Annotated in this window: 22 protein-coding genes; 6 read left to right on the top strand and 16 right to left on the bottom strand. The window is 62.0% G+C overall.

Annotated elements, in window-relative coordinates; genetic code table 11:
* Positions 1-88 precede the first annotated feature (88 nt).
* Positions 89-1,642: an OpgD/OpgG family glucan biosynthesis protein gene (locus tag ASB58_RS01625; protein ID WP_202974606.1), complete on the top strand. Its 1,554-nt coding sequence runs from the start codon at positions 89-91 to the stop codon at positions 1,640-1,642.
* Positions 1,643-1,713: 71 nt separating this feature from the next.
* Here the strand turns inward: ASB58_RS01625 and guaA are convergent, their stop codons facing one another.
* The gene (gene guaA, locus ASB58_RS01620; protein ID WP_118129122.1) at positions 1,714-3,294 is read right to left on the bottom strand and encodes a glutamine-hydrolyzing GMP synthase; all 1,581 of its coding nucleotides are present in this window, start codon (positions 3,292-3,294) and stop codon (positions 1,714-1,716) included.
* A gap of 112 nt (positions 3,295-3,406) precedes the next feature.
* Entirely contained in the window at positions 3,407-4,879 is a 1,473-nt protein-coding gene (gene guaB, locus ASB58_RS01615) for an IMP dehydrogenase (RefSeq protein ID WP_096003958.1), read from the bottom strand.
* A 271-nt stretch (positions 4,880-5,150) separates the two neighbouring features.
* Here guaB and xseA point away from each other — a divergent pair, with 271 nt between their 5' ends.
* The 3 genes from xseA (at position 5,151) to leuA (ending at position 9,259) form a co-directional block, all read left to right on the top strand.
* Positions 5,151-6,527 carry an exodeoxyribonuclease VII large subunit gene (gene xseA / locus ASB58_RS01610; RefSeq protein ID WP_118129121.1) on the top strand — a complete coding sequence of 459 codons (1,377 nt, stop codon included), beginning with the start codon at positions 5,151-5,153 and terminating at the stop codon, positions 6,525-6,527.
* 2 nt (positions 6,528-6,529) lie between these two features.
* Entirely contained in the window at positions 6,530-7,372 is an 843-nt protein-coding gene (locus tag ASB58_RS01605) for a M23 family metallopeptidase (RefSeq protein ID WP_118129120.1), read from the top strand.
* Positions 7,373-7,588: 216 nt separating this feature from the next.
* A complete protein-coding gene (gene leuA, locus ASB58_RS01600) occupies positions 7,589-9,259 on the top strand; it encodes a 2-isopropylmalate synthase (RefSeq protein ID WP_118129119.1) in 1,671 nt (556 codons plus the stop codon).
* An 18-nt stretch (positions 9,260-9,277) separates the two neighbouring features.
* Here leuA and ASB58_RS01595 read toward each other — a convergent pair whose 3' ends face one another.
* A complete protein-coding gene (locus ASB58_RS01595; RefSeq protein ID WP_096003954.1) occupies positions 9,278-9,667 on the bottom strand; it encodes a winged helix-turn-helix transcriptional regulator in 390 nt (129 codons plus the stop codon).
* A 116-nt stretch (positions 9,668-9,783) separates the two neighbouring features.
* On the opposite strand from ASB58_RS01595, the gene ASB58_RS01590 reads away from it, so the two are divergent.
* Positions 9,784-10,890 (top strand): alkene reductase, encoded by a 1,107-nt coding sequence (locus ASB58_RS01590; protein ID WP_118129118.1) that lies wholly within the window; start codon positions 9,784-9,786, stop codon positions 10,888-10,890.
* 199 nt (positions 10,891-11,089) lie between these two features.
* Here the strand turns inward: ASB58_RS01590 and der are convergent, their stop codons facing one another.
* The 12 genes from der to ASB58_RS01530 all read right to left on the bottom strand — a co-directional run bounded on the left by der (position 11,090) and on the right by ASB58_RS01530 (position 23,101).
* Positions 11,090-12,511 (bottom strand): ribosome biogenesis GTPase Der, encoded by a 1,422-nt coding sequence (gene der, locus ASB58_RS01585; RefSeq protein WP_118129117.1) that lies wholly within the window; start codon positions 12,509-12,511, stop codon positions 11,090-11,092.
* A 92-nt stretch (positions 12,512-12,603) separates the two neighbouring features.
* Entirely contained in the window at positions 12,604-13,740 is a 1,137-nt protein-coding gene (gene bamB / locus ASB58_RS01580; RefSeq protein ID WP_118129967.1) for an outer membrane protein assembly factor BamB, read from the bottom strand.
* Between the two features lie 5 nt (positions 13,741-13,745).
* Positions 13,746-14,390, bottom strand: coding sequence for a YfgM family protein (locus ASB58_RS01575; RefSeq protein ID WP_096003951.1), 645 nt, complete (start codon positions 14,388-14,390; stop codon positions 13,746-13,748).
* A 39-nt stretch (positions 14,391-14,429) separates the two neighbouring features.
* Positions 14,430-15,707, bottom strand: coding sequence for a histidine--tRNA ligase (hisS, locus tag ASB58_RS01570; RefSeq protein ID WP_268877905.1), 1,278 nt, complete (start codon positions 15,705-15,707; stop codon positions 14,430-14,432).
* A 26-nt stretch (positions 15,708-15,733) separates the two neighbouring features.
* On the bottom strand, positions 15,734-16,846 hold the full coding sequence (gene ispG / locus ASB58_RS01565) for a flavodoxin-dependent (E)-4-hydroxy-3-methylbut-2-enyl-diphosphate synthase (protein ID WP_096003950.1): 1,113 nt from the start codon (positions 16,844-16,846) through the stop codon (positions 15,734-15,736).
* Positions 16,847-16,860: 14 nt separating this feature from the next.
* Entirely contained in the window at positions 16,861-17,835 is a 975-nt protein-coding gene (locus ASB58_RS01560) for a helix-turn-helix domain-containing protein (protein ID WP_118129116.1), read from the bottom strand.
* 2 nt (positions 17,836-17,837) lie between these two features.
* Complete coding sequence (gene pilW / locus ASB58_RS01555) at positions 17,838-18,587, bottom strand: type IV pilus biogenesis/stability protein PilW (RefSeq protein ID WP_096003948.1); 750 nt, start codon at positions 18,585-18,587, stop codon at positions 17,838-17,840.
* A 26-nt stretch (positions 18,588-18,613) separates the two neighbouring features.
* Positions 18,614-19,768, bottom strand: a complete 1,155-nt coding sequence (gene rlmN / locus ASB58_RS01550) for a dual-specificity RNA methyltransferase RlmN (RefSeq protein WP_096004040.1) — start codon at positions 19,766-19,768, stop codon at positions 18,614-18,616.
* A gap of 39 nt (positions 19,769-19,807) precedes the next feature.
* Positions 19,808-20,233 carry a nucleoside-diphosphate kinase gene (gene ndk / locus ASB58_RS01545; protein WP_096003947.1) on the bottom strand — a complete coding sequence of 142 codons (426 nt, stop codon included), beginning with the start codon at positions 20,231-20,233 and terminating at the stop codon, positions 19,808-19,810.
* A 112-nt stretch (positions 20,234-20,345) separates the two neighbouring features.
* Positions 20,346-21,497, bottom strand: a complete 1,152-nt coding sequence (locus ASB58_RS01540) for an IscS subfamily cysteine desulfurase (protein WP_118129115.1) — start codon at positions 21,495-21,497, stop codon at positions 20,346-20,348.
* Between the two features lie 6 nt (positions 21,498-21,503).
* Positions 21,504-22,322, bottom strand: coding sequence for a serine O-acetyltransferase (gene cysE, locus ASB58_RS01535; RefSeq protein WP_118129114.1), 819 nt, complete (start codon positions 22,320-22,322; stop codon positions 21,504-21,506).
* A 2-nt stretch (positions 22,323-22,324) separates the two neighbouring features.
* Positions 22,325-23,101: an RNA methyltransferase gene (locus ASB58_RS01530; protein ID WP_096003944.1), complete on the bottom strand. Its 777-nt coding sequence runs from the start codon at positions 23,099-23,101 to the stop codon at positions 22,325-22,327.
* Between the two features lie 138 nt (positions 23,102-23,239).
* Here ASB58_RS01530 and suhB point away from each other — a divergent pair, with 138 nt between their 5' ends.
* Entirely contained in the window at positions 23,240-24,055 is an 816-nt protein-coding gene (gene suhB, locus ASB58_RS01525) for a type III secretion system regulator SuhB (protein WP_118129113.1), read from the top strand.
* Between the two features lie 226 nt (positions 24,056-24,281).
* On the opposite strand, the gene secF is transcribed toward suhB, so the two are convergent.
* Positions 24,282-25,196 carry a protein translocase subunit SecF gene (gene secF, locus ASB58_RS01520; RefSeq protein WP_096003942.1) on the bottom strand — a complete coding sequence of 305 codons (915 nt, stop codon included), beginning with the start codon at positions 25,194-25,196 and terminating at the stop codon, positions 24,282-24,284.
* Between the last annotated feature and the right edge of the window lies 1 nt (position 25,197).

The raw sequence follows: 25,197 nt of genomic DNA, 5'->3' as shown, positions 1-25,197 counted from the left end.
GATCAGCAGCCCCAACGCCGTGCGGAGATCAGCCACAACCATGAACAGACGACCCCTGCTGCAAGGCGCTGCCGCCCTTGCCGGCGCCATGCTACTGCCCTCCTTCGCCCTTGCCGCCAGTGATGTACGCCCATTCAGCTTTGATGCGCTGGTGGAGCGGGCACGCAGCATGGCCAGCACCCCCTACCAGGCGCCCGCGCTGCCCGCCCCCGAGGTCGTCCAACAGATTGACTACGCACGGCACGGCGAGCTCGTCTTCGACACCCAGCGTGCGCCCTTCTCCGGCCAGCCTGACACCGAGGCGAGCGAGGGCTACCCGCTGGTGTTCTTCCCGCTGGGCAAGTACGCGCCCAAGGGCGTACACATGTTTATGGTCGATCAGGGCGAAGCCGTCGAGATCCCCTACTCGGCCGACTTCTTCAACATGCCGGCGGACAACCCCGCCCGTGACCTGCCTGCCGATGCCGGCTTCGCCGGCTTTCGTCTGCAGGAGTGGCACACGGCTGAGGACTGGGTAAAACAGGACTGGGTGGCCTTTCAGGGCGCCTCCTACTTCCGCTCCATCGGCGCCGATGGGCAGTACGGCCAGTCAGCCCGCGGTATCGCGATTGACCCAGCGGTCGCCGGCCAGCCGGAAGAGTTTCCGGACTTCACCGAGTTCTATATCGAGCAGCAAGCCGACGCCACGCCCGACACCCCGGTGACCGTCCACGCCCTGCTCAATGGGCCCAGCGTAACCGGCGCCTACCGCTTCAAGATGACCCGCGGCCTGGACCGCAGCGCGCCTGTGGTCATGGACGTTGAGGCGCGGATTTTCCTGCGCGAAGACGTTGATCGGCTTGGCCTGCTGCCGCTGACCTCCATGTTCTGGTTTGGCGAATACGGCGCAGAGCGTCTCAAGGACTGGCGCCCGGAGGTACACGATTCCGACGGACTCGCGCTGTGGACGGGTTCCGGCGAGCGCATCTGGCGGCCGCTGAACAACCCCGACGCCACCCGCGTATCCGCCTTTGCCGATGAAAACCCCAAGGGCTTTGGCCTGATGCAGCGCGACCGCAACTTCGACCATTACCAGGACGGCGTTTTCTACGACCGCCGCCCCAGCGTCTGGGTGGAGCCGCTCAAACCGCTCGGCAAGGGCAGCGTGCAATTGCTGGAAATCCCCACCGACGATGAAATCCACGACAACATCGGCGCCTTCTGGGTCCCGGACGGCAAGGCCAGCAAGGGCAGCGAATATGACCTGCACTACCGCCTGCACTGGCAGGATCTGAGCCCGGTACCGGCCACCAACATCGCCCAGACCATCGCCACCCGCATCGGCCGCGGCGGCCAGCCCGGCCACGAGCGTCCCGACAACGTCTATAACTTCACGGTCGAATTTGATCGCCCTGAGGTCATGCAGCAGATTCCTTACGGCGTCTTTCCCGAGGTCAAGGTCAGCACCAGCGCCGGCATCGTCAGCCGTACCTTCGCCCGTCCGGTACCCAACGGCAACGTCTGGCGCGCCAGCTTCGACCTGGAGCTGGAACCCGATCAGACCGCCGACCTGCGCATGTACATGGAATTGGACGGCAAACCGCTGACCGAAACCTGGCTTTATCAGTTCAAGCCCGAGTGGGCGATGGGCAAGGGGCAGTAAGCACGCCTGCAACCGCAAACAAAAAAGCCCGCACAAAGCGGGCTTTTTTCACTGCGACCAACGAGTAAGGATCACTCCCACTCAATCGTCGCCGGCGGCTTGCTCGAGACGTCGTAGGTGACGCGTGAGATGCCGTCGATTTCGTTAATGATGCGGTTGGAGACCTTCTCCAGCAGCTCGTACGGCAGATGCGCCCAACGGGCGGTCATGAAGTCGATGGTTTCGACCGCACGCAGGGCAACCACCCAGGCGTAGCGACGGCCATCACCGACCACACCGACCGACTTGACCGGCTGGAACACCACGAACGCCTGGCTGGTCTTGTGGTACCAGTCGAAGTTATGCAGCTCCTGAATGAAGATGTGATCCGCCAGACGCAGCAGGTCGGCGTATTCCTTCTTCACTTCACCGAGGATGCGCACACCCAGCCCCGGGCCGGGGAAGGGGTGACGGTAGACCATGTCGTAGGGCAGGCCCAGTTCCAGACCGATCTTGCGGACTTCATCCTTGAACAGTTCGCGCAGCGGCTCGACCAGTTCAAAGGCCATATCGTCCGGCAGGCCGCCGACGTTGTGGTGCGACTTGATCACGTGGGCCTTGCCGGTCTTGGCACCGGCCGACTCGATCACGTCAGGGTAGATGGTGCCCTGGGCGAGGAATTTCACATCCTTGAGCTTGGTTGCTTCAGTATCGAACACCTCGATAAAGGTGCGACCAATCACCTTACGCTTCTCTTCCGGGTCGGACACGCCGGCCAGACGGCCGAGGAACAGGTCTTCGGCATCAACACGGATGACCTTGACGCCCATGTTTTCGGCAAACATGGCCATGACCTGATCGCCTTCCTGGTGGCGCAGCAGACCGTTGTCGACAAAGACGCAGGTCAGTTGATCACCAATCGCCTTGTGCAGCAGCGCGGCAACCACCGAGGAATCAACGCCGCCAGACAGACCCAGCAGCACCTTGGAGTCCCCTACCTGAGCGCGGACGGTAGCGATGGCATCTTCCACGATGTTGGCCGGCGTCCACAGCGCTTCACAGCCACAGATATCCAGCACGAAGCGCGAGAGGATACGACCGCCCTGTTTGGTGTGGGTGACTTCCGGGTGGAACTGCACGCCGTAGTAGCCGCGCTCATCGTCCGCCATGGCCGCAATCGGGCAGCTTGGAGTGCTGGCCAGTACGTGAAAACCATCCGGGATGGCACTGACCTTGTCGCCGTGGCTCATCCAGACATCCAGCGCCAGCACACCATCGGCGTCGACGTGGTCTTCGATACCGTCGAGCAGGCGGGCCTTGCCGACCACATCCACACGGGCATAACCAAACTCGCGCAGATTGGAGCCTTCCACCTTGCCGCCCAGCTGGTCGGCCATGGTCTGCATGCCATAGCAGATACCGAAAAGCGGTACGTTCAGATCAAATACCGCCTGCGGCGCACGCGGGCTGTCAGCCGCGTGTACCGACTCCGGGCCACCGGCCAGGATGATGCCGCGCGGCGCGAAGGCGTTGATGTCCTCGGCGCTCATGTCCCAGGGATGGATCTCGCAGTAAACGCCAATCTCACGGACCCGGCGGGCGATCAACTGGGTGTACTGGGAACCGAAGTCCAGAATCAGGATGCGGTGCGCATGGATATCTTGCAGGGACATGGAATTTCCTCAGAAAAAGTAAGCTACAAGCGCCAAGCCGCAAGCTACAAGTACAGGCCGTACTGCTTGCAGCTTGAGGCTTTCAGCTTGCCGCTGGCGGGTTGAGCTGCGCTCAACCTACCCGATAGTTCGGCGCTTCCTTGGTGATCTGTACGTCATGGACGTGCGATTCACTCATGCCGGCGCCGGTAATGCGAACAAACTCGGGCTGGGTGCGCATCTCATCGATGGAGCTGGAGCCGGTGTAACCCATGGAGGCACGCAGACCACCCATCAGTTGATGGATGATCGCAGCCAGTGCGCCCTTATACGGCACGCGGCCTTCGATCCCTTCCGGTACCAGTTTCTCGGCGCCAGCGCTGGAATCCTGGAAGTAGCGGTCAGCCGAGCCGCCGCCGGAGTTGGCCATGGCTCCCAGCGAGCCCATGCCACGGTAAGCCTTGTAGGAACGGCCCTGGAACAGCTCGACCTCGCCCGGTGCTTCTTCAGTACCGGCAAACATGGAGCCCATCATCACAACGGATGCGCCAGCGGCGATGGCCTTGGCCAGGTCACCGGAGAAGCGGATGCCGCCGTCCGCGATCAGCGGTACGCCGGTGCCTTCCAGCGCAGCAGCCACATCAGCGATGGCAGAGATTTGCGGTACGCCAACACCGGCAACGATACGGGTGGTGCAGATGGAGCCGGGGCCGATACCGACCTTGACCGCATCAGCGCCGGCCTCGGCCAGTGCCTTGGCGGCGGCACCGGTGGCGATGTTTCCGCCGATGACCTGGATATGCGGGAAGGTCTGCTTGACCCAGCTGACGCGATCGATCACGCCCTTGGAGTGGCCGTGCGCGGTATCCACGATGATCACGTCAACGCCGGCAGCAGCCAGCGCTTCAACCCGGGCAGGCGTCTCGGGGCCGGTGCCGACCGCTGCGCCAACCAGCAGGCGGCCTTGGTCGTCTTTGGCCGCATTCGGGTAGGCGCGGGCCTTTTCGATGTCCTTGACGGTCATCATGCCCTGCAGGCGGAAGGCATCGTCAACGATCAGGACTTTTTCAATGCGGTGGATGTGCAGCAGCTGGCGTACTTCGGTGGCTGCAACCCCCTCCTTGACCGTGACCAGCTTCTCTTTCGGCGTCATGACCTCGCTGATCAGCGCGTTCATGCGGGTTTCGAAGCGGATGTCACGGGCGGTGACAATACCGACCAGATCGCCATTGGACAGCACCGGCACACCGGAGATGTTGTTCTGGCTGGTCAGCTCGATCAGGTCGGCAACCGTGGCGCTGGCATCGATGGTGATCGGGTCGCGCACCACGCCAGACTCGAATTTCTTGACCTTGCGTACTTCGGCGGCCTGCTGCTCGACGGTCATGTTCTTGTGGATGATGCCCATGCCACCTTCCTGCGCCATGGCAATCGCCAGACGGGCTTCGGTGACGGTGTCCATGGCAGCGGACAGCAGCGGGATGTTCAGTTCGATACGACGGGTCAGACGGGTCTTGAGACTCACGTCCTTGGGCAGAACCTCGGAGTATCCGGGCACCAGGAGAACGTCATCAAAGGTAAGTGCTTCTTGGCGAATACGCAGCATAGCAGGCTCCCGAGCGGGAAAAATGGAAGCGCGCCATTATACCTGTCAGCCCGGTTGCACTCAATTGGCTTGAGCACTCTAAATGCCAGAATACGCAAGGCGTGGCGGCAGGCGCGCCGGAGGCTCTGGCAAGCGGCTGAGCGCGCAGACGCAGGCGTCTTTACAAGGCAAAAAACCGGCAAGCAGACGCAATTGTCATAAAACAAATGCGCATGGTTAACGCGGCAGCGACAATGCGGGTAGATTGTCAGCAGCCTGTTAGAATGCGCCCATGAACGACGACCACCTGTTTCAGAAGCTCACCGCCGAGCCAGACGTACTCAGCGTCAGCCAATTGAATGCCCGCGCCAGACAACTGCTGGAAGATGTCTTTCCGCGTATCTGGGTCGAGGGCGAGCTGTCCAACCTGTCGCGGCCCAGCTCCGGCCACATGTACTTCACGCTGAAGGACGACCGCGCGCAGATTCGTTGCGCCCTGTTCCGCCAGCACGCCGCCCGCGTGCGCCTGGCGATGCGCGACGGCCAGCAGATTCGCGCCCGCGGCCGGGTCAGCCTGTATGAGGGCCGTGGCGATTATCAGTTGATTGTCGACAGCGTCGAGACCGCCGGTGACGGCGCGCTACGCCAGGCCTTTGAGGCGCTCAAGGCCAAGCTGCAGAGCGAGGGCCTGTTTGCCGCCGAGCGCAAGCAGCCGCTGCCCGAACACCCGACCCGCATCGGTGTAATCACCTCACCCAGCGGTGCAGCAGTGCGCGACATCATCAGCGTGTTCGGCCGCCGCGCGCCCTTTATCGAGCTGGTCATCGTGCCGGCCGCCGTGCAGGGCCGCGAGGCCGCGCCGCAGCTGGTGCAGGCGCTGGAGCGGGCCGACCGCGCCGGCTTTGACGCCATCATCCTTAGCCGTGGTGGCGGCTCGCTGGAAGACCTGTGGCCGTTCAACGAAGAGATGGTCGCCCGCGCACTGGCCGCCTGCCGCACCCCTACCATCAGCGCGGTGGGCCATGAAACCGATATCTCGATCAGTGACTTTGTCGCCGACGTGCGCGCCCCTACCCCATCTGCGGCGGCAGAACTGCTGAGCCCGGACCGCCAGGCGCTGCTGCGCCAGGTCGAACAACTGCAGCGCCGCTTGCAGCAACGACTGGCCGAGCGCCTGAGCCGCGCCCGCCTGCAACTCGATGGTCTTCGCCGCCGCCTGCGCCACCCGGGCGAGCGCCTGAGCCAGCAGGCCCAGCGCCTGGACGAAATGGAACTGCGCCTGCGCCGGGCGCTGGAAACCCGCCTGCGCCAGCGCAACGAGCGCCTGCAACACCTGCAGACCCGACTGGCGACCCAGCACCCAGGGCGCCGCCTGCAGCGCCTGCAGGAACAATGGCAGCAACTGGATCAGCGCCTGCCGCGCGCCATGCAGCAACAGCTCAAGCAGCAACACACGCGCCTGCAACAGCAAGTACAGGCCCTGCATCTGATGAGCCCGCTGGCCACCCTGGGGCGTGGCTACAGCATTCTGCTGGACCAGCACGGCAAAGCGGTGCGCAGCGCCGGCGACACCCGCCCCGGGCAGCGCCTGAACGCGCGCCTGCAAGACGGCACGCTGGCGGTAGAGGTCGTAAAAGACGAACCCCACACCCTGTCACTGCTGGATTAACCATGCCCATACATCGACTGCGCCGCCCACTGGCGGCCCTGCTGCTGGCGGCGTTCAGCCTGCCGGCATTGGCCGACGGTTTCATCACCCGCCTGCTCGACAAACCGGTACCCGGCGGGGTGGCCGTGGTAGCCCTGCCTGAACAGGCCGAAGCGCCACGGGCCACCTATCAGGGCAAACCGCTGCTGACCATCCGCGAAGATGGCCAACGCTGGATCGCCATCGTCGGACTGGGCCTGGATACCGCTACCGGCCAGCAGCACATCACACTGGAAGACGGCAGCCAATTGAGCTTTACCGTCAATCCACGCGAGTACGACCAGCAGCACATCACCCTGCGCAACCAGAGCCAGGTCAACCCGGCGCCAGCCCAGCTGGCACGCATTCAGCGGGAACTGAAAGAACAGACCGACGCCTACGCGCAGTTCAGCCCGCGCCAGCCCAGCAACCTGTTGTTTGACCGCCCCGTCCCGGGCCGCCAGTCCAGCCCCTTTGGTGTACGTCGGTTCTTCAATGGCGAGGAACGCAACCCGCATTCGGGCCTCGACTTTGCCGCCAGTACCGGCACACCAATCAAGGCACCCGCGGCAGGCAAGGTGATTCTGGTGGGAGATTACTTCTTCAACGGCAAAACGGTATTCGTCGACCACGGCCAGGGGCTGATCAGCATGTTCTGCCACCTGTCAGCCATTGATATCGAACTGGGGCAGGACGTCCCCCGTGGCGGCGTGCTCGGCAAAGTGGGCTCAACCGGCCGGGCAACCGGCCCACATCTGCACTGGAATGTCAGCCTGAATGGCAGCCGCATTGATCCGGCCATCTTCATTGGTACCTTTGAGCCTTGACAGCCAGCCTGAAATCGCCGCGCAAACATCTGGCAGAAATCCCGACGAGCAGACAATAAAAACCAACATTTATCGCCCAAGAAGTGATTTCTGCCAATTTTTTTCAACTTGTTGCAAGCATAAACCACAGCCATTACCTTCTACTGCAACTAGCTCCTTATTTGTTACTGCCTTTGGCCTTCACAAGAGGCCAACCAGCCCAGGGAAACCCAAACCATGAGCATGCTCAAAGATCCGTCCAGCAAGTATCGTGCGTTCCAGCCGATCGACATTCCTGACCGCCAGTGGCCCAGCCGCACCATCACCGAAGTCCCGGTGTGGTGCAGCTCCGACCTGCGCGATGGCAACCAGTCCCTGATCGAGCCAATGGACCCGGTGCGCAAGCTGCGTTTCTTCAAGACGCTGGTGGCCGTGGGCCTGAAGCAGATCGAGGTCGCCTTCCCGTCTGCGTCACAGACCGATTTCGACTTTGTGCGCACCCTGATCGAAGATGGCCACATCCCGGATGACGTCACCATTCAGGTGTTGACCCAGGCCCGTGCCGACCTGATCGAGCGCACCTTCGAGTCCGTGCGTGGCGCCAAGAAAGCGATCATCCACGTTTACAACGCGACCGCACCCAGCTTCCGCCGCATTGTGTTCAAGCAGGACAAGCATGGCGTAACCGATATCGCCGTCAACGCCGCCAAGCTGATCAAGGAGCTGGCCGCCAAGCAGGCGGAAACCCAGTGGACCTTCCAGTACTCACCGGAGATCTTCACCTCCACCGAACTGGACTTTGCCGTTCAGGTCTGTGACGCCGTGCTGGATGTCTGGCAGCCGACTCCGGAGAACAAGGTCATCCTCAACCTGCCGGCCACTGTCGAAGTGTCCACCCCGAACATCTACGCCGATCAGATCGAGTGGTTCTGCCGTCACATCAGCCGCCGCGACAGCGTGCTGGTCAGCCTGCACACCCACAACGACCGTGGCACCGGCGTGGCCGCGACCGAACTGGGTCTGATGGCCGGCGCCGATCGCGTCGAGGGCTGCCTGTTCGGCAACGGCGAGCGCACCGGCAACGTTGATCTGGTCAACGTGGCATTGAACATGTACACCCAGGGCCTGCACCCGGGGCTGGACTTTTCCGATATCGACGCCGTGCGCAAGGTGGTCGAGGAGTGCAACCAGTTGCCGGTGCACCCGCGTCACCCGTACGTGGGCGATCTGGTTCACACTGCCTTCTCCGGCTCGCACCAGGATGCGATTCGCAAGGGCTTCAGCCAACAGGACCCGAACGACGTCTGGGAAGTGCCCTACCTGCCGATTGACCCGGCGGACATTGGTCGCAGCTACGAGGCGGTCATCCGCGTCAACAGCCAGTCGGGCAAGGGTGGCATCACCTACCTGCTGGAGCAGGAGTACGGTATCAGCCTGCCGCGCCGCATGCAGATCGAGTTCAGCCAGGTGGTACAGGGCGAAACCGACCGCCTGGGTCTGGAGCTGACCGCCGCGCAGATCCACGGCTTGCTGGAGAAGGAATACGTACAGGCGACCAGCCCTTATGCACTGATCCGCCACCGTCTGCAGGAAGAGAACGGCACCAGTGCCGTCGACGTGGAAGTGCTCAACAAGGGCGAGACCCTGCACTGGCGCGGCCTGGGCAAAGGCCCGCTGGAAGCACTGGTCGCCGGCTTGCCGGTCAAGGTAGAGATTATGGACTACCACGAGCACGCGATTGGCTCGGGCAGCAATGCCAAGGCGGCCGCCTATGTGGAGATTCGCCTCGACAACGGTCGTCCGCTGCACGGCATCGGCATTGACGAAAACCTCACCACCGCCAGCTTCCGCGCCCTGTTCAGCGCACTCAACCGCGCGCTGCGTCAGGCCGAAGCAAAAGCCGCCTGAGCCTTAAGGAAGCGCTGATTAATTCCGCATGCCCTCTGAACTGGCAGCGCCTTGCTGCCAGTGACCTCTACCCCAGGCGCACATCGCCGCCAGTACCGGCTGCAAGCTGGCACCGTGCTCGGTGATCCGGTATTCGACCCGCGGCGGCACCTCGGCAAACACCGTCCGACTGACCACACCGTCGCGCTCCAGCTCGCGCAGCGTCTGGGTCAGCATCTTCTCGGTAATCCCCGGCACCAACCGCTTGAGCTCGGAAAACCGCTGCGGCCCCTGAATGATGTGGTAGGCCAGCACCGATTTCCACTTGCCGCCAATGACGTCCAGCGTAACTTCGATCGGTGTGGCGTAAACCTTGCCGTCGCGCTCCAGGCGCTTGCTCGCGGCGATACGCAGTTGCTCTTCGGTCATCAATGGTTACCTCAGGGTAAGTGACTGCGCAAATCGTACGTACTTGTTAAAAAGATTGCCACCCCCATAATGTCCGGCATTGGCAATTCGCCGATGACAGAATCCGGGAGACATCCATGCCCAGCACCACCCTGTTTCAACCTGCCCGCCTGGGCAGCCTAGACCTGCCCAACCGTGTTGTAATGGCCCCGCTGACCCGTCAGCGCGCAGCCCAGCCCGGCAACCTGCCGCAGGCACTGAACGTGGAGTACTACACCCAGCGCGCCAACGCCGGCCTGATCATAAGTGAAGGCGTACAGATCAGCCCCGAGGCGCAAGGCTATGCCTGGACGCCCGGCATCCACAGCGCAGAGCAGATCGACGGCTGGAAGGCCGTGACCGAGTCGGTACACAACGCCGGCGGCCGGATATTCCTGCAGCTGTGGCACGTTGGCCGCATCTCGCACACCCTGATCCAGCCCAACGGTCAGGCACCGGTCGCCCCCTCTGCCATTGCCGCCAAAGCGGACGTCTACGTGCAGAAACCGGACGGCAGCCATCACAAGGCAGCCGCCTCTACCCCCCGCGCGCTGGAAACCGCCGAGCTGCCTCAGGTGGTGGAAACCTACGCACAAGCCACCCGCAACGCACTGCAGGCCGGATTTGACGGCGTTGAAATTCACGCTGCCAACGGCTACCTGCTGGACCAGTTCCTCTGCTCAAACAGCAACCAGCGCAGCGACAACTACGGCGGCAGCGTCGAAAACCGCGCCCGCCTGGTACTGGAGGTCGTTGACGCCGTGGTGGCAGCCGCAGGCGACGCCGGTATCGTCGGCATTCGCATCTCGCCCCTCGGTACCTTTAATGGTGTTGAAGACGCCAACCCGCTGGAGACGTTCAGCTACCTGCTGAACGAGCTGAACAGCCGTGGTCTGGCCTATGTACACGTGAACAAGCCCGACTGGGCCGGCGGCAGCTACGAAGGCTTCGACGAGTTGCTGGCGGCGCTGCGCAAGGTCTACACGGGCGACTTTATCCTTGCCGGCGGACTGGACGGTGACAGTGCCGCCGAGGCTCTGGACAGCGGCCTGGCGCAATTTGCCGCCTTTGGTCGCCCCTACATTGCCAACCCTGATCTGGTGGCCCGCCTGCAGGCCGGCGCACCGTTGAATCAGGTCAACCCGCGCACCCTGTACGGCGGCGGCGCCGAGGGCTACACCGACTACCCGACCATGGATGCCTGAAGAGTGCAACTGCACGGGGATGGGCACGCAGCGCGCGCACCTTACGGACGCGACATGTTGCGTCCCTGCGAGCGCAACGACCTCCCCCACCTGCAGAGCCACGGCATGCCGTGGCCCTGCAGGTGCCAAGAGCAAATAGATGCCTGAATAGCAGACACAAAAAAGCCGGCATGATGCCGGCTTTTTTGTGTGAGCAGGATCAGCGCTTGTCCCTGCCCTTTTTCTTCATCTTCTTATTGTGGCTCATCAACCGGCGTTTCTTGTTCACCTGACGCTCGGTCAGCGTGTTCTTTCGGTCGGCATAAGGGTTGTCACTACCCTTGTACTCGACCCGAATCGGCGTGCCCTTGAGCTTGAGCACCTTGCGGAAGGTATTTTCCAGATAGCGCGTGTAGGAGCGCGGCACAGAGTCAACCTGGTTGCCGTGCACCACGATGATCGGCGGGTTGGAGCCACCCAGGTGCGCATAACGCAGCTTGATCCGGCGGCCGTTGACCATCGGCGGCTGGTGCTCGGTCACGGCATCTTCCAGAATTTCGGTCATGCGGCGGGTCGGAATCTTGGTCATTGCCGCGCTATAGGCCTGATCGACCGACTTGTACAGCAGGCCCACGCCGCTGCCATGCAGAGCCGAGATAAAATGCAGGTCGGCAAACTGGGCAAAGATCAGCCGGCGCTCCAGCTCGGTCTTCACGAAGTCCTTTTCTTCCTGCGCCATGCCGTCCCACTTGTTGACGGCAATCACCAGCGCCCGGCCCGCTTCCAGCACAAAGCCCAGCAGATGCAGATCCTGCTCGACGATACCCTCACGCGCGTCGATCACAAAGACCACCACGTTGGCGTCCTGGATCGCCTGCAGAGTCTTGATCACCGAAAACTTCTCGATGGCCTCGAACACCTTGCCGCGACGCCGCACACCGGCGGTGTCGATCAGCGTGTAGGGCTTCTCATGGCGCTCATAGGGAATATAGATACTGTCTCGGGTGGTACCGGCCTGGTCGAATACCACTACCCGGTCTTCGCCCAGCATACGGTTGACCAGCGTGGACTTGCCCACGTTGGGACGGCCGATAATCGCGATCTTGGTGCCAATGGGCTCAACGACGCGCCCCTCTTCACCGGTCACCTGCAAGCTCTCGTCGTTGAGCACCGAGTCCAGCATCGGGTTGATATTGCGCCCGTGCGCAGCAGCAATACCCAGCGGCTGCCCCAGCCCCAGGGTGGCAAACTCGCCCAGAATGGCGTCCGGGTCAGCCCCATCAATCTTGTTGGCAATCAGATAGGTGTGCTTGTTGCGCTTGCGCAGGTGCGCGGCAATCTGCTCATCGCCAGCGGTGCGACCAGCACGCGCGTCGACCAGAAACAGCACGGCATCGGCCTCTTCGATGGCCTGCAGGGATTGCCCGGCCATCATCAGATCCAGGCCTTCCTCGTCGCCACTGATACCACCGGTATCGACCACGATATAAGGCTTGCCCTGCCATACGGCCTCACCGTACTGGCGGTCACGGGTCAACCCGGAGACGTCGGCAACAATGGCATCGCGACTCTTGGTCAGACGGTTGAACAACGTGGATTTGCCGACATTCGGCCGCCCCACCAGGGCGATGACAGGAACCATGATTACTCCGCGCACATCTGCTGTGCAGAAAAAACAAAACGGCCGTTACACCTGACTGTGTAACGGCCGGGAAAGTATAACCGCTTTTCGGCTTACTTCAGCTTGTAGGCAGCCAGGTCGCCACTGTTACCATAGACAAACAGCAGGTCACCCACGGTGAGCGGGGCAGCACGCAGGCCGTCGCCGTCTACCCGAACACGCCCGGCCATACGGCCGTCGGTCTGCGCCAACAGGTGCAGGTAACCTTCATAGTCACCCACCGCAACAAAGTTGCTGAAGGCGACCGGGGCCGTGAGTTGGCGCCGGGCCAGTGCCTCGGTGCTCCACAGCTCGGTCGCACTGCCGGCATCCAGCGCCTGCACGGTGCCATCGGCTTCGCTGATGTAGACACTGCCGAAGCCAGCGCCAGGACCGGTGTAACTGGAGGCAGCATGCTGCCAGAGCGGACGACCGGACTGGGCATCCAGCGCGGCCACGTTGCCCTGGTAGGACACCACGTACAGGGTCTGATCATCCAGCAGCAGGCGACCGTCGATATCGACCATACGCTCCAGCTCGGAACGCCCTGTGGGCTGCGCTACACGCTGCTCCCACATCGGGATACCCGTCTCGGCGGACAACGCCACAACCTTGCCACTGGCCAGCCCCGCGAACACCTGACGCACATCAACCAGCGGCTCGCTGTGGCCGCGCACGGTCAGAACCGGCAGAGTCGATTCGTAGATCCAGCGGCGTTCGCCGTTGCTGATATCCAGCGCAACCAGCTTGTCATCCTGGGTCTGCACCACCACGACATCACCGTTGGCCTGCGGAGCGGCCAGCACCTCGCTGGACACCTGGGCGCGCCATTTTTCGCTGCCGTCGGCTTCATCCAGGGTAATCACCTGACCATCCAGGGTACCGACCAGCACCAGGCCACCACCCGCGCCAACGGCGCCCGACAGAGGCTCTTTAAGTTTGACTTCCCACTTTTCCTTGCCGGTCTCGCGCTCCAGGGCTACCACACGCCCCTTGGCGTCGGCAGCGTAAAGCGTCAGGCCGTCCAGCGCGGGGGTCAGGTTGTTGTACAGGTCGCCCTGACCAACCCCAATGTTGCGCTTCCAGATGCGGTCCAGCTCGACCTCGGCATCAAATTTCTCCAGTTCGGCCGGCGGCAGCTCCTTCTTGTTGGAGCTGCACCCCACCATAATGGCCGCGGACAGACCAAGGATCAGACAACGAGACAACATCTTCACTAGGCTTCCTCCGCCAGATCATCAAGCTTCAATTGCAGTTGCGGACGTGCAGAGGCGTCAGTCAACGCATCTACCGCGGCCTGATAGGCGGCGCGCGCCTCGTCGTTGCGGCCCAGACTGACCAGCAAATCACCACGCACCTCTTCGCGGCTGGCGGTCAACTCGGCGCCACTGACCGGAGAGCTGAACAGCTCGAGTCCTTCTTCCGCGCGGTCCTGCTGGGCCAGAATGCGGGCCAACCGTTGGCGAGCAATTTCCTGCAGGGCCACATCGTCTGTGCTGTCGAGCAGCTCACGCAGGCTCTGTTCGGCCACCGGGAAGTCCCGCGCCTCAACGGCCAGACGCGCCTGCATCAGCGCGGCAAAATCAGCGTAACGAGTGTGGTCAAATTCATCGCGCAGCTGCGCGGCCAACTCGGCAGCACGGGCACGGGACGCTTCGGTATCGCTCGCCAGCACCGCTTCCATCATCGATTGATAGAGGGTGGAGGCGTTCTGCGCTTGGGTGGTTTCGTAGTTCTGCCAGGCATTCCAGCCAAACACACCAGCCAATGCCAGAGCAACGCCGGTCAGCAGCGGCGCACCATGGCGCTGCCAGAGCTCTCGCAGTTTTTCTACCTGTTCTTCTTCTGTGTCGTAAGCCACGCAATGCTCCTTAGCGGTACCGGGAACGGATCATGCCGTTCAGATAATCTCTGCAAGCCGAGCCGGCAATGCCTGCCAGCTCAGGTTTTCCTGTTCTGCGCCGCTACGCAGCGGCTTGAGGCCGATCTGCTCGGCGCTCACTTCGTCCTCACCCAGCACCAGCGCGAACAATGCGCCGGACTTGTCGGCCTTCTTGAACTGGCTCTTGAAGCTGCCGCCACCGGCGTGCACCACCAGACGCAGCTCGGGCAGCGCGTCTCGCAGTTGTTCGGCCAGACGCAGGCCAGCCAGTTCGGCAGCCTCCCCCAGGGTGACGAGGTAGACATCAACCTGACGGGCCAGTTCAGCCGGCACCTGCTCCAGGGTCTCGATCAGCAGCAGCAGTCGCTCCATCCCCATGGCGAAGCCAACCGCCGGGGCGGGCTTGCCGCCGAGCTGAGCAACCAAACCATCGTAACGCCCACCGGCACAGACAGTGCCCTGGGCGCCCAGCTGATCGGTGACCCATTCGAACACCGTCAGACCGTAGTAGTCCAGCCCACGCACCAGGCGCGGATTGATTTCATAGGGAATGCCAACGGCGTCGAGCAGCTTGCGCAAGCCGGCGAAGTGCGCACGCGCTTCATCATTCAGGTAGTCGGCCAGCTTGGGGGCCTCAACCAGCAGCGCCTGAGTATCCGGGTTCTTGCTGTCGAGGATACGCAGCGGGTTGCTGGCCAGGCGACGCTGGCTGTCTTCGTCCAGCTGATCGAAGCGGGCCTGCAGATACGCCACCAGATCGTCACGGTAGCGTGCGCGGTCTTCCGAACTGCCCAGGCTGTTGAGCTCCAGCTTGACCGCGCCACTGATGCCCAGGCGTTGCCACAGCCGCCAGGACAGCACGATCAGCTCGGCATCCACATCCGGGCCGGCGAAGTTGAAGGTCTCCACGCCAATCTGATGAAACTGGCGGTAGCGCCCCTTCTGTGGCCGCTCGTGCCGGAACATCGGGCCGGTGTACCACACCTTGTGGCCCACGCCGCCACCCAGCAGACCGTGCTGCAGCATGGCGCGCACGCAACCGGCTGTGCCTTCCGGGCGCAGGGTCAGGGAGTCGCCGTTGCGATCGTCAAAGGTGTACATCTCCTTCTCGACGATGTCGGTCACCTCGCCGATCGAGCGCTTGAACAGCTCGGTCGGCTCGACGATAGGCAGGCGGATCTGCTGGTAGCCGTAGCCCGCCAGCAGGTCGGCTACGGTGCGCTCCAGATACTGCCAGAGCGCGCTGTCGGCGGGCAGGATGTCGTTCATGCCGCGCACGGCTTGCAGGGTCTTCAAAGTCGCTTTCCTAGTTACTGGGTCGCTTAGCCGCGGGCGATGGTATTGGCTTCCGCCGCCTGCTTGGCTGCGACCTTGTCTCGAATCATTTTTTCCAGCCGGTCGACCAATTCCAGGTTATCCACCTTCTGGTCCGGCTTGCCGTCCTGATAGATCAGGTTGTTCGGGGTGCCGCCGGTCAGGCCGATATCGGCCTCCTTGGCTTCGCCCGGGCCGTTAACTACGCAGCCAATCACGGCAACGTCCATGGGGGTCAGCACATCCTCAAGCCGCGTCTCAAGCTCGTTCATGGTCTTGACCACATCAAAGTTCTGCCGCGAGCAGCTCGGGCAGGCGATGAAGTTGATACCACGCGAGCGCAGTCGCAGGGACTTGAGGATATCGAAGCCGACCCGAATCTCCTCGACCGGGTCAGCGGCCAGCGAAATCCGGATAGTGTCGCCAATGCCCTCGGCCAGCAGCATGCCCAGCCCGACCGCAGACTTCACCGTGCCAGAGCGCAGACCACCGGCTTCGGTGATACCCAGATGCAGTGGCTGCTCGATTTGTGTAGCCAGCAGGCGATACGCATCGACGGCCATAAACACGTCGGATGCCTTTACGCTGACCTTGAAGTCCTGAAAGTCCAATCGATCCAGATGCTCGACGTGACGCATGGCCGACTCGACCAGCGCAGCCGGCGTGGGCTCGCCGTACTTTTTCTGCAGATCCTTTTCCAGCGACCCGGCGTTGACGCCAATGCGGATCGGAATGCCGTTGTGGCGCGCCGCATCGACTACCGCCTTGACGCGATCTTCTCGGCCGATGTTGCCCGGGTTGATCCGCAGACAGTCGACACCCAGATCGGCCACCCGCAGGGCGATCTTGTAGTCAAAGTGAATATCCGCGACCAGGGCAATACCCACCTGCTTGCGGATTTCACCAAAAGCCTCGGCTGCCTCCATACTCGGCACCGAGACCCGCACGATATCGGCGCCCACCTCTTCCAGGCGCCGTATCTGGGCCACGGTGGCGGCGACGTCGCAGGTTTCGGTGTTGGTCATGCTCTGTACCGAGATTGGCGCATCACCGCCAACCAGAACCGAACCGACCTTGATCTGCCGGGAAACGCGCCGTTTGACGGGCGACTGATGCTGCATAACTGACTGACCTCCTACTCGCCCAGGCGCATGCGGACAACGCCCGAACGCCCTTGCGGCGGCAGTGTGACGGAATGTCCTTGGAAACGAATCGCGGTGACCGCGCTGCGATCGCCAATAACCAGATCGAGCGCCCCGGAGGGCGGCAACTCAAGCGTCTGCCCTTCACGCATCAAGGCGCTGTGCAGTACGCGGCCGTCCGCAGCAGACACCTGGACCCAGCAGTCAGCAGCAACGCTCAGCACCAGGCCAGCGCTGCTGGCCGGAGCGGCCGTTTCAGTTGACGCAGCGCCGGCTGCCGCAACCTCGGCAGCGTCGTTTTCAACGCCCTGCGAGGCGGCTGCTTGAGCCGGCGCGTCATTGTTTGCGGCGGCCGGCGCGTCGCTCGGCTCAGCTTCAGCTTCGGTCGAAGTGCCCGCGGACTCAGCGGGCAGCAGATCGGCGGGTACGCCGTCGGTTTGCTCCGCGATGGATTCGGGCAAGGTGATCGCATCAACCTCGACATCGTCCAACAAGGTCTGCGAGTCCAGCTCGTCCAGTTCAGGCAGCGGAACAAGCGTCGGCTGACTGGTTTCGTACCACCACAGTGCAGACAACACCAACGCCACGACAATCAGCACCGAACTCCACCACATCAAGGTCCGGCCACTGCGACTCGGCGGCTCAACGCGGGTGATGCTGCTGACGCTGCGCTCACGCACCTCGATACCGCGCTCACGGTCGAAGGCCAGCGCCAGACGCGCCGGATCCATCCCCATGAGACGCGCGTAACTGCGAATGTAGCCGCGCGCAAAGGTATCGCCGGGCAGGCTGTCATACTGCCCCTGCTCCAGACGCTCTACCGCCTGGCGGGAAATCTTGAGCTCCTGCGCCACCTCGGCAACAGACATGCCGCGCGCCTCACGCGCTTCACGCAGTGTTTGCCCAGGGCTACCCAAGGAACCAGTTTCTGCCATGCCTGCCATTGCATCATGACGCTCGGAACTCATGACTATTCGGACTCCACAAGCGCTTTCGCTTCGGGACTGTTGGGATAAAGGCGTTTGAGTTGCAGGCCGTAGCTGACAGCGCTGCTGTGATCTTCAAATCGACGGGCCAGACGCACGCCAAGCCAGAGGCTGGCGGCGTTTTGAGTGGACAGCTGGTCGAAGCGGCGATAATGGTTCCACGCCGGGACAAATTCACCAGCATCAAACTCCAATTGTGCCAGTTCAAACAATGCCCGCGGCTGGCGGCCGTTCAGCCGCAGCGAGCGCTCCAGATTCTCGCGCGCCGAGGCGGCATCGCCCATGCGCATGTAGGTGATACCCATATTCTCAAACACACGCGAACGCTCGCTGTACAGGGTATCTTCCGCCGCCTTCTGGAAATAGCTCAGCGCCTCGGCATAACGCTCGCGATCCAGCAGAAAGGCGCCGTAGTTGTTGAGAATACGGGCATTGGCAGGGTCGGCCGACAGTGCAGCGCGGAAATGCTGCTCGGCAGCGGGATACTCTCCCTCCTGCTGAAACACCAGCGCCAGCACCATATTGGCCGATGCCGAGCGCGGATCAAGTTTGAGGGCTTCGCTCAGCGGCTGCTTGGCACGTTCGGTTTCGCCCTTTTGCAGATAGCCTATGCCCAGCTGGATGTAGGCATCACGCGCCGCCTCAGGGTCAACCTTGCGGGGCTTGTCTCCCGTTGTGACACAGCCTGCCAGCAGCAGGCTGAGTAGCAGGATCGCGGCGCTTGGCTTGCTCATGTCAACATCCTTTCCGGCTTGAGTGTTTAACCCGCGTTGCGCTGATTGCGCTCGCTCGCGTCAGTGGCATCGGCCGCCAGCTGGCGCACCGCAATGTAGCGCTCGCTGCGTCGGGTGCGGTCCATCACCTGCCCCACCAGCTGACCGCAGGCGGCATCGATGTCTTCACCGCGCGTTGTACGCACAGTGACGTTATAACCGGCGTTGTGCAACAGGTCCTGGAAACGGCGAATGGCATTGTTGCTGGGTCGCTCGTAACCGGAATGCGGGAAGGGGTTGAAGGGGATGAGGTTGATCTTGCACGGGATATCGCGCAGCAGCTCGATCATCTCGGCGGCGTGCTCGGGCTGGTCATTGACGCCCTTAAGCAGGGTGTACTCGACGGTCAGCGAACGCTTTTCGCCAAGCCCGGCGATGTAGCTCTTGCAGGCCGGCAGCAATACTTCCAGCGGATACTTCTTGTTCAACGGCACCAGCTGATTGCGCAGCGCGTTGTTCGGCGCGTGCAGCGACAGCGCCAGGGCAACGTCCATATCCTCGGCCAGCTTGTTGATCATCGGCACCACGCCCGAGGTGGACAGCGTCACCTTGCGCTTGGAAATACCGTACCCCAGGTCATCCATCATCAACGTCATGGCATCCACGACGTTGTCGTAATTCAGTAGCGGCTCACCCATGCCCATCATCACCACGTTGGTGACGGCACGGTCGGCGGTTGCCGGAATAGAACCGAAGGACTTGCTGGCAATCCACACCTGGCCAATGATTTCGGCCACGGTCAGATCGCTGTTGAAGCCCTGCTTGCCGGTCGAGCAGAAGCTGCAATCCAGTGCACAACCCGCCTGGGAGGAGACACACAGGGTGCCGCGTCCGTTTTGCGGAATGTACACGGTCTCGACGCAACTGCCCGAGGCAACCCGGACGACCCACTTGCGTGTGCCGTCGCGGGAGATATCTTCGCTGACAACCTCGGGGCCACGAATCTCGGCATTGGCCTTGAGCTTTTCGCGCAGAGCCTTGCCGATATTGGTCATGTCATCGAAGTTGTCCACGCCATAGTGATGCATCCATTTCATGACCTGGCCGGCACGAAAACGCTTCTCTCCCAATCCCTCGAAGAAAGCTTCCAGTTTCTGCTGTGTCAGACCCAGCAGATTGGTCTTGCTGGTGGTATCGGTCATGGCGATCACATCACTCGGCTGAGAGAACCAGACCCGGCCTTAGCGCGGGCAGAGTTCGGTTTCGGCGAAGAAGTAAGCCACTTCACGGGCAGCGGAAGTGGTGGAGTCGGAACCATGCACGGCGTTGGCATCGATGGACTCGGCGAAGTCGGCGCGGATGGTACCGGCAGCGGCTTCCTTCGGGTTGGTAGCGCCCATCAGGTCACGGTTCTTCAGTACCGCGCCTTCACCTTCCAGCACTTGTACAACAACCGGGCCAGAGGTCATGAAGCCAACCAGATCCTTGAAGAAGGGACGCTCTTTATGCTCGGCGTAGAAGCCTTCGGCATCGGCCTGGGACAGCTGAACCATCTTGGCTGCGACAACGCGCAGACCAGCCTGCTCAAAACGGGTCAGAATCTCGCCAATGACGTTCTTGGCAACGGCATCGGGCTTGATGATGGACAGGGTGCGTTCAACGGCCATAAAACTCTCCAGACAGATAGTTACAGAATGAAATTACAAAAGATGGTTAACCTGCGGATTATACGCAGGTTAAAGACAAATAGATAACAGCAGCATAGCTGACGGCGGACCGTCAGCTTGCACGCAGGCGCGGCACCACCTGACAGATGACCTGGGCGGCGCGCTCCACGTCTTCCAGGCTGGTATAACGCCCCAACGACAGACGAATGGAGCTATGGGCCAACTCATCGCTCAGGCCGATGCCGCGCAGCACGTACGACGGCTCGACGGCGGCCGAGGTACAGGCTGACCCGCTGGACAGCGCCAGCTCCTTGAGCGACAGCAGCAGCAGCTCGCCATCCACACCGGCGAAGGCCAGATTGAGATTATGCGGTACGCGTAACTCGGCACTGCCATTAAGGCTAACCCCATCAAGCCCCTCCAGCCCTGCAAGCAGCGCATCACGCAGCTCCGTGATACGTGCGCTCTCCTGCTCGCGCACCTGGCCGGCCAGCTCGAACGCAGCGCCGATACCAACGAGCTGATGGGTTGCCAGCGTACCCGAGCGCAACCCACGCTCGTGGCCGCCACCGTGAATCTGCGCCTGCGGCCGCGGCATCAGGCCGCGCCGCACAAACAGCGCACCCACCCCCTTGGGACCGTAGGTCTTGTGAGCGCTGAAGGACATCAGATCGACCGGCAGGGTCTTCAGGTCAATCGGCAACTTGCCGGTCGACTGCGCCGCATCAACATGAAACACGGCACCAGCGCCCTGAGCCAGCTCGCCCAGCGCGCGAATATCGTTGATCGTGCCAATCTCGTTGTTCACGTGCATCAGCGAGACCAGCACCGTGTCCTCGCGCAGCGCTGAGCGCAACTGCTCGGGCGCAATTACGCCGCTGGCGTCAGCCTGCAGCCAGGTGACCTCGTACCCCTCTTGCTCCAACTGCTTGAAACAGTCGAGCACCGCCTTGTGCTCGATAGTGGAGGTAATCAAGTGGCGACCGCGTGCACTCAGCGCATGAGCCATGCCCTTGATGGCCAGATTGTTCGACTCGGTGGCACCAGAGGTCCAGACAATCTCGCGCGGGTCTGCACCCACCAGATCCGCCACCTGACGACGGGCATTCTCTGCCGCCTCCTCGGCCTTCCAGCCGTAGACGTGCGAGCGCGAAGCCGGGTTGGCAAAGTTGCCGTCCATGGTCAGGCAGGCAATCATTTTCTCGGCTACCGCCGGATCAACCGGCGTGGTCGCCGCATAATCCAGATAAATAGGCTGTTTCATATCACCTCAGGCCTTGCTGTCGCTGGCAGCGTCCACTTCAACCGACGGTTGCGACTCATCCTTCAGCAACTCGAAATCCTCGCCACCCAGGGTTGGCAATTCTTTGGCGCAGTAGTCACTGCCCAGCTCGCTGAGCGCCTTGCACATGCCCTCCAGTCGGCTGTCCACCGCATGCATATGGTCGAGCATCTGACCGATGGCACGAGCCACCGGATCCGGCATGTCGCGACTCACACCATAGGCATCAAAGCCCAGCTTCTCGGCCATCGCCTCACGCTTGACCTGCTGCTCTGTCTTGGCCTCAGGCTCCGGCTCTTTGGGAATAATCCGCCCCGGAATACCCACCGCCGTGGCACCGGCCGGCACCGCCTTGGTGACCACCGCGTTGGAGCCGATCTTGGCACCCGCTCCGACCGTGAAAGGCCCGAGCACCTTGGCACCGGCGCCCACGACCACACCGTCTTCCAGCGTTGGGTGACGTTTACCCTGATCCCAGCTCGTGCCACCCAGGGTCACGCCCTGATAGAGCGTGACATCGTCGCCGATTTCGGTGGTTTCACCGATCACCACACCAAAGCCGTGGTCGATAAAAAAGCGGCGACCGATCTGGGCGCCAGGGTGAATTTCGATCCCGGTCAGCCAGCGCGCCAGGTGCGAGACCATACGCGCCAGCAAAAAGGCACGGCGCACCCACAGCGCATGCGCCACACGGTGTAGCCAGACCGCATGCAAGCCGGGATAGCAGGTCAGCACTTCCAGCGTGTTGCGCGCGGCAGGGTCACGGTGGAATACGCTGGCGATATCTTCTTTCATCCGAGCAAACATGGTCAGGATCTCCGCTCACCGGCCGCTTTTACGCCGATGGCTTTTTGGGTTTCGGTCAAGATGCCACGCAGGATGTTCATTTCCATCCGATTAAGGTGCACCCGCCCGTAGAGGCGACGCAAACGCGGCAACAGCTGCCGTGGTTTCTGAGGGTCATGGAAGCCGATTTCAACCAGCACCTGCTCCAGATGCTGATAAAACTGCTCCAACTCCCCCGCCGTCGCCGGAATTTCATTAAAGACCGCCGTGGTCTCGACCTTGTGCATCTTGGTCGGTGCGCCCTCGCGCTGCAGCCCCTGCATGCGCAGCTCATAAGCCAGCACCTGCACCGCCGCAGCCAGATTCAGCGAGCTGAAATCAGGCATGGAAGGAATATGTACGTGATACTGACAGCGCTGCAGCTCGTCACTGGTCAGCCCCGAGTCCTCGCGACCGAAGACCAGCGCAATCTGCGCCTCGGGCAGCGCCGACTGATCCAGCACCAGATCCGCCGCCTCACGCGGGTCAACCACGGGCCAGGGGATACGGCGATCTCGCGCACTGGTACCCATGACCAAGGTGCAGTCGGCAATAGCCTCATCCAGGGTCGCGACAATCCGCGCATTACTCAGCAGATCATCCGCGCCCGATGCGCGAGAGTTGGCGTCAGGGTCCGGAAAGCGCACCGGATCGACCAGCACCAGCTGATTCAACCCCATATTCTTCATGGCCCTGGCGGCGCCGCCAATGTTGCCGGGATGACTGGTGTTGACCAACACCACACGCACGTTATTAAGCACAGCGGACCCTTCACGCCAGAAAATGGACCCTGCATCTTACAAAAGCCTTGCTGCGATAGCCATGATCCATTTCTGTTCACCTACACTTCTGCTACAATTTCCGGCTTTTCATCATTCCCCCGACAGAGACATAGCCCTATGCAGCCCATGCTGAATATCGCCCTGCGTGCCGCGCGCAGCGCAGGAGAGCTCATTTACCGTTCCATGGAACGCCTTGATGTGCTCACCGTGGACGAAAAGGACGCGCGCGATTATGTGTCGGAAGTGGATCGCGCCGCCGAGCAGGCCATCATCAGCCAACTGCGCAAGGCCTACCCTGACCACAGCATCCAGGCGGAGGAAAGCGGCTTCCAACCTGGCCACGGCGACGGCGCCGACACCGTCTGGATCATTGACCCACTGGACGGCACCACCAACTTCATTCGCGGCGTACCGCACTTTGCTGTCAGCATCGCCTGCCGCGTAAAAGGTCGCACTGAGCACGCCGTGGTGCTGGACCCGATCCGTCAGGAAGAATTCACCGCCAGCCGCGGTCGCGGTGCAGCGCTGAACGGTCGCCGCCTGCGCGTCAGCACCCGCAAGACCCTGGACGGCGCGCTGCTGGGCACCGGCTTCCCGTTCCGCGCCAACCAGATTGACTCACTGGACAACTACCTGGGCATGTTCCGCAGCCTGGTCGGCCAGACCGCCGGTATCCGCCGGGCCGGCGCCGCCAGCCTCGATCTGGCCTACGTGGCCGCAGGCCGTTTTGACGCCTTCTGGGAATTCGGCCTGGCCGAGTGGGATATGGCCGCCGGCGCCCTGCTGATTCAGGAAGCAGGCGGTCTGTGCAGCGACTTCAACGGTGGCCACCAGTTCCTGGAGAAGGGTCAGATCGTTGCCGGCAACCCCAAATGCTTCAAGGCCGTGCTGACCGCCATCCAGCCGCACCTGACGCCCAGCATGAAGATGTAAATAGACAAGCTACAAGCTGTAAGCCTCAAGCGGCAAGCTGGCCGTACGGGGCAGAACAAAGAGGCCCACATCCTGACCGGTGTGGGCCTTTTTTTGAGCTGCAAGCTACAAGCCGCAAGCTTCAAGCCACCCAGAAAAGCAAAAACCCGCGCCGGATTCAGTTCCGGCACGGGTTTTCTTGCAGCTTGCAGCTTGCAGCTTGCAGCTGCGCAGGCAACGCCTGCGCTCAGGGCCTTTCGTCGACCGCCTCTTCCACCTGCGGCGGGATCAGGTCTTCGCGGGTGAGCTTCATCGTCACCAGCAGGCCGCCAGCCACATAGATGGACGAGTAGGTGCCCACACCCACGCCGATCAACAGCGCGGTCGCGAAGCCATGGATATTCTCGCCACCAAACCAGAACAGCGCCAGCAGCACCAGAATGGTCGAGAACGAGGTTGCCAGCGTCCGCCCCAGGGTCTGGGTGGTGGAGACGTTGATGATCTCCACCAGATCGGTATGCCGCATCGCCCGGATATTCTCGCGAACACGGTCAAACACCACGATAGTGTCGTTCAACGAGTAACCAATCACCGCCAGCAGGGCTGCCAGTACGGTCAAGTCGAAGGACAAACCGAAGAAGGCAAAGAACCCCAGGGTGAAGATCACGTCGTGCACCAGAGCCAGAATGGCCGCGACTGCAAACTTCATCTGAAAGCGCAGGGACACATAAAGCAGAATGCCGCCAATGGCCAGCAGCATGCCCAGGCCGCCCTGGTCACGCAGCTCCTCACCGACCTGCGGCCCGATAAACTCGACTCGCTTGACCACGACCTCGCCACCTTCGGCGCGCTTGACCATGTCCGCCACCTGATTACCCAGATTCGGGTCATCACTGGGCAACCGGATCAGCACATCGGTGGAAGCGCCAAAGTTCTGCACAACCGCGTCGTCCCAGCCGTTTTCACGCAGGGTAAGACGAATATCTTCCAGGTCAGCCGCTTCACTGTAGTTAAGCTCAACCAGCGCACCGCCGGTGAAGTCCAAGCCCAGATTCAGCTGCTTGACGACCAGACTGCCCAGCGAGGCAATCATCAGCACGACAGCTACGCCAAAGAAGAACTTGCGCAGGCCGAGGAAATTGATAGTTCTATTGATGTTCATT

Origin of the sequence: Pseudomonas abyssi, assembly GCF_003444685.1 — a bacterium.
GTDB lineage: Bacteria > Pseudomonadota > Gammaproteobacteria > Pseudomonadales > Pseudomonadaceae > Halopseudomonas > Halopseudomonas abyssi.
Note: the sequence above shows the minus strand (reverse complement) of the source record. Positions and strands in the feature narration are given on the sequence as shown.

What these genes read in the sequence shown, in the direction of transcription:
- ASB58_RS01625 (WP_202974606.1), top strand. Translation starts at nt 89, where the DNA reads ATGCTACTGCCCTCCTTCGCCCTTGCCGCCAGTGATGTACGCCCATTC.
- guaA (WP_118129122.1), bottom strand. Translation starts at nt 3,294, where the DNA reads ATGTCCCTGCAAGATATCCATGCGCACCGCATCCTGATTCTGGACTTC.
- guaB (WP_096003958.1), bottom strand. Translation starts at nt 4,879, where the DNA reads ATGCTGCGTATTCGCCAAGAAGCACTTACCTTTGATGACGTTCTCCTG.
- xseA (WP_118129121.1), top strand. Translation starts at nt 5,151, where the DNA reads ATGAACGACGACCACCTGTTTCAGAAGCTCACCGCCGAGCCAGACGTA.
- ASB58_RS01605 (WP_118129120.1), top strand. Translation starts at nt 6,530, where the DNA reads ATGCCCATACATCGACTGCGCCGCCCACTGGCGGCCCTGCTGCTGGCG.
- leuA (WP_118129119.1), top strand. Translation starts at nt 7,589, where the DNA reads ATGAGCATGCTCAAAGATCCGTCCAGCAAGTATCGTGCGTTCCAGCCG.
- ASB58_RS01595 (WP_096003954.1), bottom strand. Translation starts at nt 9,667, where the DNA reads ATGACCGAAGAGCAACTGCGTATCGCCGCGAGCAAGCGCCTGGAGCGC.
- ASB58_RS01590 (WP_118129118.1), top strand. Translation starts at nt 9,784, where the DNA reads ATGCCCAGCACCACCCTGTTTCAACCTGCCCGCCTGGGCAGCCTAGAC.
- der (WP_118129117.1), bottom strand. Translation starts at nt 12,511, where the DNA reads ATGGTTCCTGTCATCGCCCTGGTGGGGCGGCCGAATGTCGGCAAATCC.
- bamB (WP_118129967.1), bottom strand. Translation starts at nt 13,740, where the DNA reads ATGTTGTCTCGTTGTCTGATCCTTGGTCTGTCCGCGGCCATTATGGTG.
- ispG (WP_096003950.1), bottom strand. Translation starts at nt 16,846, where the DNA reads ATGCAGCATCAGTCGCCCGTCAAACGGCGCGTTTCCCGGCAGATCAAG.
- ASB58_RS01560 (WP_118129116.1), bottom strand. Translation starts at nt 17,835, where the DNA reads ATGAGTTCCGAGCGTCATGATGCAATGGCAGGCATGGCAGAAACTGGT.
- pilW (WP_096003948.1), bottom strand. Translation starts at nt 18,587, where the DNA reads ATGAGCAAGCCAAGCGCCGCGATCCTGCTACTCAGCCTGCTGCTGGCA.
- rlmN (WP_096004040.1), bottom strand. Translation starts at nt 19,768, where the DNA reads ATGACCGATACCACCAGCAAGACCAATCTGCTGGGTCTGACACAGCAG.
- ndk (WP_096003947.1), bottom strand. Translation starts at nt 20,233, where the DNA reads ATGGCCGTTGAACGCACCCTGTCCATCATCAAGCCCGATGCCGTTGCC.
- ASB58_RS01540 (WP_118129115.1), bottom strand. Translation starts at nt 21,497, where the DNA reads ATGAAACAGCCTATTTATCTGGATTATGCGGCGACCACGCCGGTTGAT.
- cysE (WP_118129114.1), bottom strand. Translation starts at nt 22,322, where the DNA reads ATGTTTGCTCGGATGAAAGAAGATATCGCCAGCGTATTCCACCGTGAC.
- suhB (WP_118129113.1), top strand. Translation starts at nt 23,240, where the DNA reads ATGCAGCCCATGCTGAATATCGCCCTGCGTGCCGCGCGCAGCGCAGGA.
- secF (WP_096003942.1), bottom strand. Translation starts at nt 25,196, where the DNA reads ATGAACATCAATAGAACTATCAATTTCCTCGGCCTGCGCAAGTTCTTC.